This window comes from Streptococcus gwangjuensis, from assembly GCF_028156745.1.
Lineage (GTDB): Bacteria > Bacillota > Bacilli > Lactobacillales > Streptococcaceae > Streptococcus > Streptococcus gwangjuense_A.
Genome location: NZ_JAODJG010000035.1, coordinates 47,781 through 64,764 on the forward strand (window position 1 = coordinate 47,781; position 16,984 = coordinate 64,764).

Sequence of the window (16,984 nt, forward strand, 5' to 3'; positions counted from 1 at the left end):
TCATTACTTTTTATTTGCAAAAATAGAGGTTCTAAAATCATTTGTTTGGTCTAGGTAGGCTTTAAAGACTGCTCTCTTAAGTTTATGGACAGCACTGTCAGTTTCTGGGTTATAGTCACTCCAACGCATACCTTCCGCATCCTGTAAAACAGCTTGATCCATCAGTTCTTGCAATTCTTTTACTCTTTGAATGGTTTTCGTGGCATTGCTCATCCATGATTGCGTCGGATCTTTAAAAGTAACTTTATTCAAATGATCAAACTGAGCAACGCGCTCTTGATACATAGCTTTTTTAAAGGCTGCCCAAGATGAATACTGACCACCAAATAGCTTTTCTAAAACAAGCTTATCTGTCACTAATCCTTGCTTTTTACCGTAGAGGTTGATTGTCTGACCATTTTGTTTAGCAATTTCTTCATATTGGTTGGAAATATATGGGACCATACCTTCTTTAAATCCTTTAGCAGCTAAGAGTTCATAAGCTATCCGGCGTCCCATAAGATCTCCAGGAATTCCTTTCTCACTGCTCAATGCTGAAAAGATTGGTGCAAAGAGTTTAATCGTAAAGTAGCCATTTCTCTCATAAGTGCCAGCCTGATACTCACGAGCCGAAAGAATGTTATTGTCAATCAAACTCTCAAAGCTAGTCAATTTTTGGGCTTCTTCTTCAGTCAAATCTTTCACAACATTAGTAGCATAAACATCATTTCCGTCTGCTGGATCTTTCACATACTTGTTCTCAATTTTTCTGAGAGCTTCCATTTTCTGGGAAACATTCAGTTTCTTAACGATTGATTGCCCTTCAAGATATTCCAACAGATAGATGAGGTCAAACATATTATGAGCGTATTTCTGGAGATCGGATGCATCTTTAAATCGTTCCGTCGGATCTAAGACTTGTAGACGGGATCCTTCTAAGCTATCTGATTTTGAATGTTTCAAGATTGAGTTAATAGTAATGGTCGCATCATTTGGATGGTCTGGCGCTTGTAATAAGCCTTTAGCAAAGAACTCAGGACCAAGACCACTTCTTCTACCATAGCCACCAAGATAGATATCCTGATCTGAATCATGGGTCATCTCATGGGTATACGTAATAGCGCCATCCTTATCCAACATACGGTAAGACATATAATAGACACCATCTCCTGTTGCGTATGCACCGTGATGATTATGAACCACCTTGTTACCAACTGGTCCAAAGAAATGTTGCATTGCAGGATTTGAATTCTCAAAGTCTGCGATTGTTGAAGCCTTTCCTTCAGTATGATCATCACCAAACTTATAGGCATCATAAAGCAGGATCGTACGATAGAGTTTTTCACGTGACTGTTTATCCAAAATACGATACCAATAATCGTAATGATCTCGCTGACGCTTGGCTGTTTCACGCGCATTATCTTCAACAAACTTATTGAGTTCATCTCCAGCCTTATAGTCGCTGTTGCGGTAGCGATCGTAAGCTCCAAATCCTAGGCTAGACAAGGTTGAGATGACAAATACAGATCTTTCTGGCAAAGTAAGGAGAGGCAAGACCATATTGCGGTATTTCCAAGTACTACTAGTAATTCGGTCATAAACACCGATAGAGTACTTAGTCCCTGCTTGCTCTTGCTTGGCTTTGACCTCTGCAATAGTGGATTTTTCTTCGACAATGAAAGCTTTGGTCTGTTTTTTAAACCAGTCATTGTTGCTAGTATGTGGTAAAAAGACTTTTCGGTAATTTTCTAGCGTGCTAAACAAATCTGTCGTTCCATGATGGCTGGCAAGACTGATACCATAAGTATCAACGTTGTTCTTAGCAAGCAGATTATTAAATCCTGATTTCCCTAACTCAATCAAAGTATCTAACGGAGATGCATTTCCTTTGCCAAAGAAATCAAGGTGATACAAGACCAGGTCTTTAACGTTTACTTGACCGTAGCTGAAGTTGTACCACCGCTCCAGATATGTCAAACCAAGTAGCAAGGCTTCTTTGTTGCGCTTGATTTTATCTACAAGATAGCCCTTGGTAACTTGGTTAGCACTAGCCAGTCCAGCATCTGCTGACAAGAGTTTCTTCAAACTGTCTTCCAGATGTTGTTTTGTTTTGGCGAACTGGTCTTCTAGATAGAGCTCAGTCTGCTTGACGTTTGGAGAAATACCAAGTGTCTTTCTAATTCCTTCTGAGTGGTAATCAACATTTTGTAAGTCAGGTAAGACTTGCTTGATGATAGAGCTTTGGTCATACAAGAGTTGGTTTGGCGTATAGAGAAGACCCGTATCTCCTAGACTATATTCTGCTAATTTGGCAAAATCATTCTGGTACTTGAGATCGAGCTTCTCAGATGAATGATCCTTGTAGTGAAGCAAGAGTTTGTTTGCAGTCTGTTTGTTAGAAACAATGTCTGTGATGACTTGGTCATCCTTCATCATGACTGCTGACAAGAGTTCTTTTTGATATAAAAGACTGTTCTCATTGACCAGGTTTCCGTATTTGACGATGGTTGCCTTGTTGTAGAAAGGTAGCAATTTTTCAATATTTTTATAAGCCAAGGCGCGCTGAGCTTGATAATGCTTCACCTTAGAAAAATCACTTTCTTTACTACCACTTGTTGAAAGGGACTCCACTGTTGGAGGGGTGAGAGGATTGATTTCTACTTTTTTATTAGTCACTTCAGAAGCATCTAAAATTGTTCCTCTTTCTACAAATGATTCCTTGCTGACGACTTCTTCCCTGACCAAGGTGACATTGTAGACTCTATTAGCTTTGTTGCTGAATGTATTAGCCACCTTCATTTCATTATAGTGGTAACCGGTAATAGCATTCCCGTTGGTTACATTGACATCACTTAGTACATTGGTCAATCTTCCTGCATGCTGTTCCTCATTCGTCTTTCGATCCCACAAATATCCAGCCACACCCGCAACTCTACCAAAGTGCTTGACATTGTTGATATCACCTTCAGCATAGCTATCCTGTATATGCGCATCTTGGTCTACTAGACCTGCTAGCCCACCAACAGTCTGATCTGAACTATTCGTGTTGGAGGAAATGGCTACTGTCGATTTTGACTTAGTCAGTGAAGCTCTGCCTCCTGTCAAATGACCGACCAAACCACCAATATTGTATGCCGCAGTCGTTTCGTAAGTATTAACAATTCTTCCCTTAAAACTGCTCTCTGTGATGCTTGATTGGTCTGCCTTAGCCAACAAACCACCGATACCACGTTCCCCAGCCAGAACACCATCGACATGAACTTGCTTAATCTTTGTGTTATCCGTAGCTTCATTGGCTAATGAACCGATATCATCTTTACCAGAAATAGAGACATTTTTTAGGCTCAACTTTTCTACTATGGCCCCTCTCAAGCTTTCAAAAAGAGGCTTTTTCAAGTTGTAAATAGCATAATGCTTGCCATCTTTTTCACCAATCAACTGACCAGTAAAGGTGCCCTTGATGTAAGATCTGTCATCAGGTCCCAACTCCACTTCGTTGGCATTCAAGCTAGCCGCTAAATGATAGGTTCCAGAGAGATTCTTGTTGATAGCTTTAACCAAGTTGCTAAAGGAAGTGAAGGTTGTTGTTTCTTCTGTAGCCTTTTTTGCGAGATAGAAGGTGAAATTATCGACATATTTATTTTCTAGCTCTTGCTGGAGTTTCTCAGCTTTGGCTATGATTTTATAAACTGATTGTCCATTTTTTATTTCTGCAGTTATTGAAGCGACAGGTAGATAGACATCTTTGAATGACGACGATTTTGCCTTAACAAAGTAAGTGTCTATATTACTTGGAACACTGTCTAAAGAAACATGTTGTTTGTAAGTACCATTGGTCTGACTATATAACTCCAGATCAGAAACATTTCTTAATTCGAGTGTTTTTTCTGGATCTTTTTCTTTTGGTTTTTCAGCCGGATTTTCTGGTTTTTCTTGCTCAATATTACCAGTATATTCTGGAAGAGGAGCTACTTGTTCGGGTTCAACAATCGCTCCGGATTGGGTACCTGTATAAGATGGTTTCGATGGTACCTGTTCTGGTTCGACGATAGCTCCAGATTGAATGCCTGTATATTCTGGTTTTTCGACCGTCTCAGGGGCTACAACAGCTCCCGATTGCTCGCCTTTATATTCTGGCAAGGAAGGCTGAGTCTCCGGTTCGACGATGGCACCAGATTGAGTTCCCTTGTACTCTGGTTGTGGAGCCACTTGCTCTGGTTCAACAACCGCTCCGGACTGGGTACCTGTATAGGATGGCTTATCAGCCGTTTCTGGTTCGACGATGGCTCCAGATTGAATGCCTGTATATTCTGGTTTTTCAGTTGTCTCAGGGGCAACTATTGCACCAGATTGCTCACCTTTATATTCTGGTAAGGAAGCATGGGTCTCTGGTTCGACGATAGCACCAGCTTGAGTTCCCTGATATTCAGGTAGCGGAGCTACTTTCTCGGGTTCGACTATTGCTCCAGACTGAGTGCCTGTATAGGATGGTTTATCAGTTTTCTCAGGGGCAACTATTGCATCAGATTGCTCACCTTTATATTCTGGCAGGGAAGGCTGAGTCTCCGGTTCGACGATGGCACCAGCTTGAGTTCCCTTGTATTCTGGTTGTGGAGCTACTTTCTCTGGTTCAACAACCGCTCCGGACTGGGGACCTGTATAGGATGGCTTATCAGCCGTTTCTGGTTCTACCAAAGCCCCTGATTGAGCACCTCCAACCTCTGGTTCCTGCTTTTCAGGTTCAACAATCGCACCAGCTTGAGTTCCCTTGTACTCTGGTTGTGGAGCTACTTTCTCGGGTTCGACTATTGCTCCAGACTGAGTTCCTGTATAGGCTGGTTTATCAGTTTTCTCAGGGGCTACAACAGCTCCAGATTGCTCACCTTTATATTCTGGTAAGGAAGCATGGGTCTCTGGCTCACCTTTTCTTGCAGACTGGGGTGCTTCACTCGGAGCAACTGCCTTCTTAGTCCCCTTCTCTACTATACGTGGCAAGGATTTCTCTACCTTAGTCGAGAGGATCTCACGAGTAATTTCTTGGTTTTCAACAGTGAAAATACGAACAACCTCAACCTTCTTCCCAACATGACCTTCTTGTTTGACACGAATTGTTCCCTCTGCTAGTTCGGGATTCTCTTGAACCACTTCAGCAAAGTCTAGCTTGGTTTCAATCTCTTGATCTTTGTATAAGAGCTCTGGTTTATTTAAACGACCAGCCAAGACTTCGTCATGAGGATCCACACTAGCAATACCAGACGGCTTTTGATTGGGTGAATCTTTAGAAGGGATTGGCTTGTCAGCAGGGCTTGTTGGAGACGGATTTTTCCGCTCATCTCTTACATTTTGCCCACCTTCATTGGACTGGAAATGAGGGTGAACCGTATCGTCTAGTTTCTGATCTCTAGCAACAGTTTCTAACTGATTAATTTTCTTGTCTTGCTTAATATAGCCTAGATAGGTATAACCTGACAGGACTCTTGGCAGAGGCAGACTATCTCCTTGGGATAATTGATATTCTTGATTGTATTGTAGCAAAAGCTGATTTTCAATAGCCTGAACCGAAGAGACCAAACCGCTCCCCATGCCTGTTATCAAAACAACCTTCAACAGTGCTTTCTTCTTGCCTTTCTTTCTCGAAACAGCAAAAATAAGGAGTCCAATCGAAGCGAGGGCTCCACCAGTAAGGACGGTAACCAGATTACTGTGCTCACCGGTATGAGGCAACTGACCTAGTTGGGCTTTCTCATCCATACGGTAGACTAGATAATAGGTACTCTCACTATCTTCAGCAATATTAGGAAAATCCTTTACAATCAAGTCCTTCTCATGACTACTCAGTTCTGTATCCGTCACGTATTTGTAGTGAACAGATATATTTTCTTGAGCAAATACGGTCCCACCGCTAGCAATAGACACAAAAAATAAACTAGAAATTGAAGCAGACACAAGACCAATCGCTAACTTTCGTAAGGAAAAACGATGCTGCTTCTCTCCAAAAAATTTTTTCATTCTATATCCTCTCTATTATTTTATCCATTTCAAAATAGAAGAAGCATTTTGCTTCCTCACTCAGATAAACTTACAAGAAACAAAAATACTTCTATATATATCTTGATATATTTAATCTACAACCATCATTATACTATAAAAAGAGTTCCTTGTCTCAAATAAATGCTTTAGATTTTACGAATGAAATAGCTTATTTATCCTGTAAAATTTTCCGTCAATTGGTAACAAAAAAATAAGGATAACCGCCTTCATACTGTAATAAGTATTTCTAACAAAGATTCAATTCATCCCACCTCAATTCGAAAGATATGATTCTTCAATTTCAAATTTTTTCAAAATTTCAAAGTATAGGAATTGCCAATAATTGTCATAATTTCTCCTATCTAGTCCACGAATGGGATCAATCCAACAGAACTACCTACGATAAACAATACAGACGGTGCAGGAGTCACACGCTCATCGTCCTTGAAATACACAATAGCTACAATTCTTAAAACTAAAATAGTAACTTTCATCAATCATAAAAACATTGAAAAATCGTCAACGCCCTTCAATTACCCTATTCTAACTCCAAATCAGAAGCGACCAATAATCTCATCAAACTTATCAAACGAAATTCCTTTGGTTTTCGAAACTTTGAAAACTTCAAAAAACGATTTTTATCGCTCTGAACATCAAAAAAAGAAAGGACGAATTTTGTCCTTTCTCTATCTTAGCTTTTCTTTAATCCACTACTGCTGACAAAGAACCAATTTTAGAGTTTCTCCATTTACTCTAGTTGACAAAAACTCTATTTATAGTTCAACTTTAAATTTTTTGAGGCTTCCTAAAAATAATGAAGCACCAACAATAATGACGATTCCCCCTATCCATCCTAATAATGGAACCAATGCAAGTGCAGAGCCAACAATTAATAAGACTGAGGGTGCAATAGAAATTCTATTATCATCTTTATAGTATATTAGTGAGAGAATACCTAGAATTAAAATTCCAATTTTTACTAAACTAAAAATAATAAAAATAATTCCTAAGATGATACCAACAACTTCTTCATCATCAAATATAGAGGCAATCATAATTATAATAATTGGCAAAATGGTTAGAATAGTTCCTGTAACTAAACCAATGATACCATCTAATTGAGCAAGTGTTTTCTTTTTCATCAATATTTCCTTTTCATTAAAAATTAATATTGTACATTATTTTTGTTTAATATTTTCTTTTATATCAAACTAAAATACACACACAGAAAACTTTTTTAATCTATAATTCGATTATTTCGCTTCAAATCCTTCTGCGACTGCGTCCGCAAAGTTTTCTTCTACGATGCTTGCACAGTGGTCACAGATGACTGCGTGGTAGCTGCGTTCTGCTGTTGTTGGGTCAATACGACGGCAACGGTCACATACTTCACCTGCAGCGCGTTCAACTGTAAAGGCTACATCTTCGAAGCTAACGGCAGCTTCTGGAGCTGGTCCTTCTGCGATGGTCAATTCAGACACAATCAAAAGTTGAGCTACATTGCTGTTTACTGCTTCGAGTAGAGTTTCCACAACTTCATTTGGATAAACTGTCAAGTGTGCTTCAAGTGATTTACCGATTACTTTTGCATTACGCGCTTCTTCCAAGGCTTTTTGAGCTTGTCCACGGAAGTCCATAAAGGCTGCCCATGTATCCAAGATTTCTTCTTGATTAGCAAAAGTTTCCGCTTCTGGTAATTCTGACAATTGAACGAAGTCTTCTGCTTCAAACTCAAGGTATGACCAGATTTCTTCCGCAGTGTGAGGAAGGATTGGTGTCAAGAGTTTAGTGATTTTGACAAGAATGTCATAGAAGACAGTCTGCATTTGACGGCGTTCCAATGATTTGGCACCTTCGATGTAGACAACATCTTTAGCAAAATCAAGATAGAAGGCTGACAAGTCAACGTTGATAAAGTTCACCAAGGCCTTGTAGATTGTCAAGAATTCAAAGTCCGCATAGGCATCACGAATGGTCTTGACAAGCTGGTTAAAGCGAATCGTCATGTACTTATCAACTGAACGAAGCTCATCGTAAGCTACTGCGTCTTGAGCTGGGTCAAAGTCAGATGTATTGGCAATCAAGAAACGAAGGGTGTTACGAATCTTACGGTAAGTTTCAGAGACTTGGCTCAAGATATCCATAGAGATACGCACGTCATTGCTTGAGTCAACACTTGTTACCCAGAGACGCAAGATTTCAGCACCAAATTGTTTTTCAACATCGCTTGGAGCAATGGTATTTCCAAGAGATTTAGACATCTTCTCACCTTTACCGTCAAGGGTAAAACCTTGTGACAAGATTTGTTTGTAAGGTGCTACGCCATGGTTGGCAACAGATGTGATGAGTGATGAGTTGAACCAACCACGGTATTGGTCAGAACCTTCAAGGTAAAGGTCAGCTGGATAAGTCAGATTTGGACGATTTACCAAAACACCATTCCATGATGAACCTGAGTCAAACCATACATCCATAATATCTGTTTCTTTCTTGAACTCGCCATTTGGAGAACCTGGATGTGTAAATCCTTCTGGCAAGAGGTCTTTGGCATCACGTTCCCACCAAATGCTTGAACCATGTACTTCAAAGAGTTGAGCCACGTGTTCAATAGTTTCAGCAGTCATAATCGCTGTACCGTCTTCAGCGTAGAAGATTGGAAGTGGAACACCCCAAGCACGTTGACGAGAGATAACCCAGTCACCACGGTCACGAATCATATTGTAAAGACGGACTTTACCCCATTCTGTATGGAATTTAACTTTATCAATAGCATCCAAGATTTCTTGGCGGAATTTAGAAACTGAGGCGAACCACTGTGGTACTGCACGCCAGATAATTGGTTTCTTGGTACGCCAGTCAAATGGGTATGAGTGAGAGATTTCTTCTTGAGCAAGAAGGAGGTTACCAAGTTTTTCAATAACAGTTGGAACTACCTTTTCATAGAATTGACCTTCAAACTCAGGACCAGCATTCTTCATCATGACACCACGTTCGTCAACAGTCACTGCGACTTCAAGACCATTAGCAATACCAACATTGTAGTCGTCCTCACCAAAACCAGGAGCTGTATGGACGATACCTGTACCAGAGTCAGTTGTAACATGGTCACCAAGGATAACCAACTCATCTACAGCTGTATCCCATGGGTGTTCTGTTACGATGTGGTTGAGTTCTTGACCACGGTAAGTTGCCAACACTTGAACATCAGCCCAGCCAAATTTCTCAGACAAGCTAGTCAATAATTCTGCAGCAACCACAAACTTGCGATCTTCGCCAGCAGGTTGAACCAAGACGTAATCAATATCTGCACCAACAGTCAAACCACGAGAAGCTGTGATAGTAAATGGAGTAGTTGTCCAAACAACGATATAAGTATCTGTATCTAGAACACCTTTGCCATCTTTTACCTTATTGGCATAGTAAAGAGAAGTTGAAACCAAATCATGGTATTCAATCTCCGCTTCAGCAAGGGCTGACTCAGATGACCATGACCAGTAAACTGGCTTGGCACCACGGTAGATATAACCCTTATTAGCCATCTCACCAAAGACACGGATTTGGGCTGCTTCATAGTCTGGAGTTAAAGTCACATATAAATTTTCCCAGTCACCTGACATCCCCAAACGCTTGAAATCATCACGTTGTTTATAAACTTGAGAAAGAGCGTACTCACGACAAAGTTTTAAGTACTCAACCAAGTCCATTTCTTTGCGCTTAACACCTTGCTTTGCCAAAACTTGCTCGATTGGCAGACCATGAGTATCCCAACCTGGAATATAAGGTGCGTTAAAACCTGACATAGACTTAGAACGAATGATGATATCTTTTGAGATATGATTCATGGCATGTCCAACGTGGATATTTCCGTTCGCGTATGGAGGACCATCATGCAAGACAAAATGCGGTTTCCCTTCATTTAGTTCTTGACGACGTTGGTAAAGTTTTGCATCTTCCCATTCCTTTTGCCAAACTGGCTCTTTGGTAGGAAGGCCTGCACGCATTGGGAAAGCTGTTTTCCCAAGGTTAAGGGTATCTTTGAGTTTCATGGTATCTCCTTTATAAATAATAACAAATTAAAAACCACGACTGTCAAAAAGGACGAGAATCGTGGTACCACCTTTATTCGGAAAAAGATTTAGTCTTTCTCCCTCTTATCCCGTAACGTGGGTAACGTCAAATCCTACTAATTTCAGACTTGAGTTTTTGAGAGGATAATCTTATCATTAGGGATTACAGGACTCACACCATCTCCTGCTCGCTGAAAATATAAGGATAAGATATTGTTCTCACATATCACTATTCATTATAAGATAAGGACAGATTCTTTATTTGTATCTTCCTCATTCGATGAAGGGGCTTCGACTTCAACTGGCTCTAAATGTTCTTCCACATAATGATGTTGTTGAGCTTCAAATTCAGCTAATTCTCTATTACCAGCCTCAATTCGAGCTTGTAACTCAGCCATTTCTTCAGGTGTAAATTGACGAGTCATATCGATTGGTTCTTCTTCTGGTTGTGAATATACTGACTCACCAAGAACTTCACCAACAACTTCTTTAAATGCTTCATCACTTGTCTGAAGGTAGGTAGCTGTTGGGCGCAGAATATCTTCCCAATCTGATGATTCAACAATTGCTAACTGGCTCTCAATAGTAGATTTGAGACGTTGGTGGAAGACACGGCTCTTGTTCTTCAATTCTTCAGTTTCAACAGCAACTTTTTTAGCATTATCAGTAGCTTGACGCAAGATCTCATTAGCCTTATATTTTGCTTCTTCAAGCAAACGTTGGGCATCTTGCTCTGCCTGTTGGATAATATTATTAGAACGATCTTGAGCAGCTTGTTTCACACGCTCTGCCGTATCTTGAGCAATCAATACTGATTGACTCAAAGAATCTTTCATCTCATCAAAGTAAGACAAACGTTCTTCCAAGCTCTTAATATGTAAATCCTTGTCATGATTAGAGCGAACCAAATCTTCATAATCACGAACAACAATTTCAAGAAATTCTTCAACTTCTTCTGGATCAAAACCTCTAAATCTTGTACCAAAGGTTTTATCTTTGATTTCTAACGATGTAATTGGCATATTTTTCCTCACTTACTTAATAACAATTGGACCGTTAATTTCTTTTTATCTTTTTTTGTTTGCCCATTATCCCTAACGAGTTTTAATCGACCAAATTTCCTCACACTAATCAAATCACCAACTTGGACTGCATAATCTGATTTTTCAACTAAATGGTAATTCACTTGGACTGCCTGCTTTTCAATTAGCTGACTTGCCTGATTTCTAGACAACTTGAAGACACCTGCTAAAAAAACATCTAATCTAGAACTAGCGATACAAATATCTAATTCTTGATAATCTTCTACTGTAGTAATTTTCTCAGTAAAATCCCGTTCTTCTAGACGAACCGGTAAACGAGCAATTTTCGTAATGCCGTCTTGAAAAAGGAGCATAAACTGTCGATTAATGATAATCTGCGCCCTCTCTTCATTGACTAAGATATCACCAAATAGCTTCCTATCAATTCCCAGCTTGTTTAAAACAGTCCCTAATATTTTTGCATGTGTTAATCGCTCAAACTTACTAGGATAGACAATTTCTTGCAAGGATAATTCAAAATCAGAGAATTCTGGCTCAAAATAATCAGGATACAGGAGAACCCGTACATATTCAGTATCAAGAAACTGCCGACTGCTCATATAGGAGATGCCGTTGGTTGATGCTAAAACATTTAAAATCTTTTCTTGATGGGGATTTACAAAAGGTGTTAAAAAAGGAGAATAAGAATCTTCTACCTTTTTTATCCATTCTGCTCCCTTATCAATAAATGACGAATCATTCTTAGAAAAGTGTTGATAAATCATCTTGTTCATAGAAAGATTACTAAAAGTCGAATCAACTGTTCCCCTAGGAAGTGAACTAGTAATACCGCAATCCAGACAGACAAGTCAAGACCTGCAATCTGGAGGGGTAAACGTTGCAAGGGAGCTATTATCGGTTTCGCTAAACTAATGATCAAGCGTCCAAGACGTGATTCATAAGCATTGGGAAACCAAGACATCAGGGCAAAAATGATTAAAATCAGTGAATAGATATCCACTGCATTTTGAATAAAACGAATGAGAAAGAGCATTATCTCACTCTCGTACGTTTCATGTCAAAACCAAATTCACCATTTTGTGATTCATCTGGGATTTTGATGTCTTCAATATTGACGACAACATCAACTGGTGTCAGCAGGTACATAGTAGATGCTACCTTTTTCATGTTACCAGCTAAAACGTGACGCGCCCCATCCAGATAATCCAAACAACGACGAGCTTGGACTTCTGTCATATATTGGAAATCAATCAAAATACTTTCGTTACCAGCTAATAAATCAACAATATCTGTGGCATCTTCATATTTGCGTGGATAACGAACATCAATTGTCACCTTATCAGTAGAACGTTGACTTTGCATAGCCAACTCTTGTTGACGGGCATGAAGACGAGTGATGTTTTTATCTTTAGATGGCGTGCTAGCAGCTTGTTGAGGCAACTCTTGAACAGAAGGAACTGGAGTCACAATCGGCTCTTCAGCTTTAGGCTGATATGGAGTACCAACATCTTCTCCATCTTCTGTAAAGTAATCTATAAATTTATCAAATCTATCTTTTAAAGACATAGTTCTTTCCTATTTAAAAAATGCTGAACCAATTCTGACAAATGTTGAGCCAAATTCAATCGCTTCCTTGTAGTCACGACTCATACCCATACTCAAGTCCGTCATTGGCATATTGGGAATTTGTTTTTCTCTAATTTCTAGTTGCAAATCCTGCGTAGCTTTAAAAATCTCTTTCAACTCATCACTACTAGCTTCAAAAGGAGCCATGGTCATCAAGCCGACATATTCGATTTTATCTAAGGTGGCCAATTCTGACAAGAGCTCTAATAGTTCTTCCCTTGAAAAGCCATGTTTGCTCTCTTCCTTTGAGATATTTACTTGTAAGAAACACTTAACAACTCGGTCACTTCTTTTTTGAATTTCCTCTGCTAGCTTTAATGAATCCAAAGCGTGGAAATAATCAACGTACTGAATGACATCTTTAACCTTGCGTCTTTGCAAAGTTCCAATCAAATGCCAAGTAATATTTCTATCTTTTAAAGCTTCATATTTCTCAAGAAATTTATCCACACGATTTTCACCAATATGATGCACACCTAGCGGAAGCAAAGCCTCCGCTGTCGGTACGTCTACATACTTTGTAACAGCAAGAACCGAAACAGAATTAGCTTCTCTTCCTGCCTGCTGACTTGCATCTTTTATTTGTTGAAAAACACGTTCTGTATTTTCTTTCAAATTCATTTACTTAACGATTTTTGAAAAATGGAGGAGTGTCTAATTCATCCTCATCGTGTAAAGTTGGCGCTTCGAAACGTTCAACTGGTGATACCACTGAATCAGTTGGTCGAACAATTGTCTCACGACGCAAGTCCCAATCACCAAATGCTGAAGTTTGAGAAGTTTCTGTACGACGAGGTGCTGGACTTGGAATTTCTGCAGTTTCAGCCATATCAAACTGACGATTATGATTATGTGCATGACTAGGACTTGCTTGTTCATGACGAACAGCTTGTCTTGGTGCATGGCCCACAACTTTTTCAACACGATCTTGACGAACACCAGTTGCAACGACTGTCACACGAATTTCATCTTTCATGTTTTCATCGATTGATGTTCCGAGCCAGATGTTCACACCTTGGCCAGCTGCTTGGTTGACGATTTCTGAAGCTTCTTCTGCCTCAATCAAAGTCAAGTCAAGACCACCAGTAACGTTGACGATAACATCCTCAGCACCGTCAATAGTTGTTTCAAGAAGTGGTGAGTAGATTGCCTTACGAGCCGCTTCTACCACACGTTCTTCACCACTACCGATACCGATACCCATTAGAGCGTTTCCTTTATTTGCCATAACTGTTTTCACATCGGCAAAGTCAAGGTTAATCAAACCAGGATTTGTGATCAAGTCCGTAATTCCTTGAACACCTTGGCGAAGTACGTTATCTGCTTCGCTAAGAGCTTCAAGAAGTGGAGTTTTCTTATCAACAATTTCAAGCAAGTTGTTGTTTGAAATAATCAATAGAGTATCTACATGTTCGCGAAGCTGATTGATTCCTTCTACAGCGTATTGGCCACGTTTGCTTCCTTCAAAACCGAAAGGACGTGTCACAACACCAACTGTAAGAGCACCTAAATCTTTAGCAATGCGGGCAATAACAGGAGCTGCACCAGTACCTGAGCCACCTCCCATACCTGCAGTAATGAAGACCATATCTGCTCCAGTAATAGCTTGAGTCAAGGCTTCTTCGCTTTCTTCAGCAGCCTTTTGACCAACTTCAGGTCGACCGCCAGCACCCAAACCACGGGTCAATTTAGGGCCTAACTGAATTACAGTCTCAGCTTTTGTACTACTCAAAGCTTGTACATCTGTGTTTGCCGCGATAAATTCTACGCCTGCAACACCTTCGTCAACCATGCGGTTAATGGCGTTACCGCCACCTCCACCAACACCGATTACTTTAATCACTGCACCTTGAGCAGCCGCTGTATCAAATGAAAATGTCATAGTTTATTTTTCCTCTTTTATTCATCAAACATACTTCCAATTAAACCACGGAAGCGATCTGCGATTTTTGGTTTATTTTGAGAAGATACTTTATCTTCTTTCGGAGCAACTACATTCGTAGAAGCTGATTGCTCTACCTCAGTATTTTGAACTGGTTGAATAGGGGTAGGTTGTGCTACCTGCGTAACACGTTGAATCATCCCACCAAAATTAATTGGTTGGTGACGCAAAGTATCCTCACCCTTGACTGCTCGTTGTGCTAACAAATGTACTTCAGTCAATTGACCAGCAAATTCAGATAAGCTAATCACATGAGCAAAGGCAGGGTTACGGATTCCAACTTGATTTGGAACGTAAAGTTTGACACCAACGCCAAATACTTCCTGCGCAAGTTCTACAATACCTGGTAAAATAGCATTTCCACCAATCAGAACAATCCCACCTGGAAGATCCAACAAATGTCTTCTTTCCAACTCTTGTTTGATTTGTTCAAAAATGTGTTTAATGCGAGCTGAAATAATCTCTGCTAGGTAGCTTTCTGTAACCTCAACAGGCTCTACTTCACCAATCACTTCAACTTGGAAGGTTTCATTACTTGCAAGTGAAGGGTAGGCTTCACCATAGTTTAATTTCAATCCTTCAGCTAGTTTTTGTGAAGTCTTCAAGACTTTAGAGATATCTTTTGTGACATAATCTCCACCTTCTTGAAGAATATTTGTAAACTGAAGTTCTTGGTTACGGATTGTAGCAACAGTTGTTTGACCTGCTCCCATATCAATCACAGTAGCTCCAAATTCACGCTCTCCTTCGTTCAAGACTGAACGAACCAAAGCCAATGGTGAAATAATAATATTTTCAACTTGAACACCTGAGCGCTCAACTGTCTTGCGTAAATTGTGAAGAATAGTACGTGGACCAGTGTAAAGTAAGCCACGCATTTCAAGACGAACTCCCATCATGCCACGTGGGTCACGAATACCTTGGAAACCATCTACGATAAATTCTTCAGGAATAAAAGTAATGACTTCACGATCTGGTGTCATACTCTTTGTCAAGGCTGATTTGACAACATTTTCGACATCTTGATCTGTAATTTCTTTTGTATCAGATGTAACTGGAATCATTCCTTGAGTTGGTTCTACTTGCAAAAGATTTCCAGGCAAACCAACATTCACAGATTTAATTGAAATGCCAGCTTTCTCTTCTGCTTGGGAAATAGCTGACTTGATAGCAGTTGCTGCTGCTTCAATATCAACGATAATCCCATCCTTTACACCTTTACTCTTGGCATTACTTACACCAATTACATTAAGTTCACCATCTCTAAGCTCGGCAACCAATACCTTAATCGAATTAGTTCCGATATCTAAGCCTGTAAAAAAACCATCTCTAGCCATTACATCGCATCCTCTCTCTTCCAAGTTTCAAACTTCTATTCAATATAGCTAAAACAGGGCATAGCTATTCACAGAATATTATAACACAAAAAATCCAATCGTGCTTAGTTTTTCCTAAATTTACTTACCATTTTTTCACATTCGCTCATCAGCTTTTTTTATTTTCCAAACAAGTTATAAAAAATCAGATTTATGAAAAAAGAAAGCTCATTTCTAAGCTTTCTTTGCAATCATCTTTTCTGCTTCTTGTTCTAAAAATAGTTCCAAGATTTTCTTAGTCAAAGTTATTGCAGCAGACAAGGCTATAGAAACAATCAAATAATTAGCTACTAAGCCATGGTCTCCAACCAATGGTGGTTTTGTCAAGAATCCGTAATCTCCACCTGTTACTAAATTGACCACAAAAATTAAGGCATTTAGGGCAAAGGTCATGAGAAAAATTCTCTTCACATCTAGCATCCTAGCGTCATACTGTCTCAAGAGATAAACCAATGAGTTCCCCAAGAGAGCTAAGTGCCCAAAGATAAAGGATAAAATCGCAATATGTGGGAAAGGATAGGCATCTGGCACTGGATAAACAAAGGCTGCTAATGTCCCAAATGTTCCTAATAGTGCAAAATACTGCCTATATTTAGACTGACCAGGTAGCAAAAGCACCACAAACATAGCCATACGGCAATGGTAAAAAGGTAAACTTTCTGACAGTGGCATATGATTGACCCAATACCAACCATAAAGTAGAATCAACTGAACTGCCTGTAAGATTTGGAAAAATCGTTGGTAAACCTTCTTTTCACGATAACGATAGGCTGTATAAAAGGTCAAACCCAAGAGTGTAAATATACTGATATACCAAAAAAAGTCAAATTTAGGTGGCTCGGTTGCTTGGGTAGTAAAGAAAATATCCCATAAATTCATCTAGTCTTCCTCATGATTCAAAATTTTCCTGCATATTATTAT

11 protein-coding genes, 1 pseudogene and 1 other annotated feature are annotated in these 16,984 nt (G+C 39.6%); of the genes and pseudogenes, 1 reads left to right on the forward strand and 11 read right to left on the reverse strand.

All coding sequences use genetic code 11. The features are described from left to right. Positions 1 to 3 precede the first annotated feature (3 nt). Positions 4 to 5,988 carry a ZmpA/ZmpB/ZmpC family metallo-endopeptidase gene (locus N5909_RS06190; RefSeq protein ID WP_271630987.1) on the reverse strand — a complete coding sequence of 1,995 codons (5,985 nt, stop codon included), beginning with the start codon at positions 5,986 to 5,988 and terminating at the stop codon, positions 4 to 6. 533 nt (positions 5,989 to 6,521) lie between these two features. On the opposite strand from N5909_RS06190, the pseudogene N5909_RS06195 reads away from it, so the two are divergent. Beyond that, a pseudogene (locus N5909_RS06195) lies at positions 6,522 to 6,704 on the forward strand (transposase); the annotation flags it as partial. 78 nt (positions 6,705 to 6,782) lie between these two features. Here the strand turns inward: N5909_RS06195 and N5909_RS06200 are convergent. The 10 genes from N5909_RS06200 to N5909_RS06245 all read right to left on the reverse strand — a co-directional run bounded on the left by N5909_RS06200 (position 6,783) and on the right by N5909_RS06245 (position 16,942). Beyond that, entirely contained in the window at positions 6,783 to 7,151 is a 369-nt protein-coding gene (locus tag N5909_RS06200) for a hypothetical protein (RefSeq protein ID WP_033681508.1), read from the reverse strand. 111 nt (positions 7,152 to 7,262) lie between these two features. Further along, the gene (gene ileS / locus N5909_RS06205) at positions 7,263 to 10,055 is read right to left on the reverse strand and encodes an isoleucine--tRNA ligase (protein WP_271630988.1); all 2,793 of its coding nucleotides are present in this window, start codon (positions 10,053 to 10,055) and stop codon (positions 7,263 to 7,265) included. A gap of 45 nt (positions 10,056 to 10,100) precedes the next feature. Next, positions 10,101 to 10,312: a binding site (T-box leader), on the reverse strand. Beyond that, the gene (locus tag N5909_RS06210) at positions 10,313 to 11,098 is read right to left on the reverse strand and encodes a DivIVA domain-containing protein (RefSeq protein WP_033681506.1); all 786 of its coding nucleotides are present in this window, start codon (positions 11,096 to 11,098) and stop codon (positions 10,313 to 10,315) included. 8 nt (positions 11,099 to 11,106) lie between these two features. Further along, positions 11,107 to 11,892, reverse strand: a complete 786-nt coding sequence (locus N5909_RS06215; protein WP_020901695.1) for an RNA-binding protein — start codon at positions 11,890 to 11,892, stop codon at positions 11,107 to 11,109. After that, entirely contained in the window at positions 11,889 to 12,152 is a 264-nt protein-coding gene (locus tag N5909_RS06220) for a YggT family protein (protein ID WP_020901694.1), read from the reverse strand. Before N5909_RS06220 ends, N5909_RS06215 begins: the two co-directional genes overlap by 4 nt. Beyond that, positions 12,152 to 12,685 carry a cell division protein SepF gene (locus N5909_RS06225; protein ID WP_020901693.1) on the reverse strand — a complete coding sequence of 178 codons (534 nt, stop codon included), beginning with the start codon at positions 12,683 to 12,685 and terminating at the stop codon, positions 12,152 to 12,154. Before N5909_RS06225 ends, N5909_RS06220 begins: the two co-directional genes overlap by 1 nt. A 9-nt stretch (positions 12,686 to 12,694) precedes the next feature. Then, on the reverse strand, positions 12,695 to 13,366 hold the full coding sequence (locus tag N5909_RS06230; RefSeq protein WP_033681505.1) for a YggS family pyridoxal phosphate-dependent enzyme: 672 nt from the start codon (positions 13,364 to 13,366) through the stop codon (positions 12,695 to 12,697). Positions 13,367 to 13,370: 4 nt separating this feature from the next. After that, positions 13,371 to 14,627 (reverse strand): cell division protein FtsZ, encoded by a 1,257-nt coding sequence (gene ftsZ, locus N5909_RS06235; RefSeq protein ID WP_271630989.1) that lies wholly within the window; start codon positions 14,625 to 14,627, stop codon positions 13,371 to 13,373. A 17-nt stretch (positions 14,628 to 14,644) separates the two neighbouring features. Next, positions 14,645 to 16,024: a cell division protein FtsA gene (gene ftsA, locus N5909_RS06240; protein WP_020901691.1), complete on the reverse strand. Its 1,380-nt coding sequence runs from the start codon at positions 16,022 to 16,024 to the stop codon at positions 14,645 to 14,647. 213 nt (positions 16,025 to 16,237) lie between these two features. Further along, entirely contained in the window at positions 16,238 to 16,942 is a 705-nt protein-coding gene (locus tag N5909_RS06245) for a TIGR02206 family membrane protein (protein ID WP_033681503.1), read from the reverse strand. Positions 16,943 to 16,984 lie beyond the last annotated feature (42 nt).

Excerpts from the sequence above, each read along its gene's own strand:
- N5909_RS06190 (WP_271630987.1), bottom strand. The coding sequence starts at position 5,988 with ATGAAAAAATTTTTTGGAGAGAAGCAGCATCGTTTTTCCTTACGAAAG.
- N5909_RS06200 (WP_033681508.1), bottom strand. The coding sequence starts at position 7,151 with ATGAAAAAGAAAACACTTGCTCAATTAGATGGTATCATTGGTTTAGTT.
- ftsZ (WP_271630989.1), bottom strand. The coding sequence starts at position 14,627 with ATGACATTTTCATTTGATACAGCGGCTGCTCAAGGTGCAGTGATTAAA.
- N5909_RS06225 (WP_020901693.1), bottom strand. The coding sequence starts at position 12,685 with ATGTCTTTAAAAGATAGATTTGATAAATTTATAGATTACTTTACAGAA.
- ileS (WP_271630988.1), bottom strand. The coding sequence starts at position 10,055 with ATGAAACTCAAAGATACCCTTAACCTTGGGAAAACAGCTTTCCCAATG.
- N5909_RS06245 (WP_033681503.1), bottom strand. The coding sequence starts at position 16,942 with ATGAATTTATGGGATATTTTCTTTACTACCCAAGCAACCGAGCCACCT.
- N5909_RS06210 (WP_033681506.1), bottom strand. The coding sequence starts at position 11,098 with ATGCCAATTACATCGTTAGAAATCAAAGATAAAACCTTTGGTACAAGA.
- N5909_RS06230 (WP_033681505.1), bottom strand. The coding sequence starts at position 13,366 with ATGAATTTGAAAGAAAATACAGAACGTGTTTTTCAACAAATAAAAGAT.
- N5909_RS06220 (WP_020901694.1), bottom strand. The coding sequence starts at position 12,152 with ATGCTCTTTCTCATTCGTTTTATTCAAAATGCAGTGGATATCTATTCA.
- N5909_RS06215 (WP_020901695.1), bottom strand. The coding sequence starts at position 11,892 with ATGAACAAGATGATTTATCAACACTTTTCTAAGAATGATTCGTCATTT.
- ftsA (WP_020901691.1), bottom strand. The coding sequence starts at position 16,024 with ATGGCTAGAGATGGTTTTTTTACAGGCTTAGATATCGGAACTAATTCG.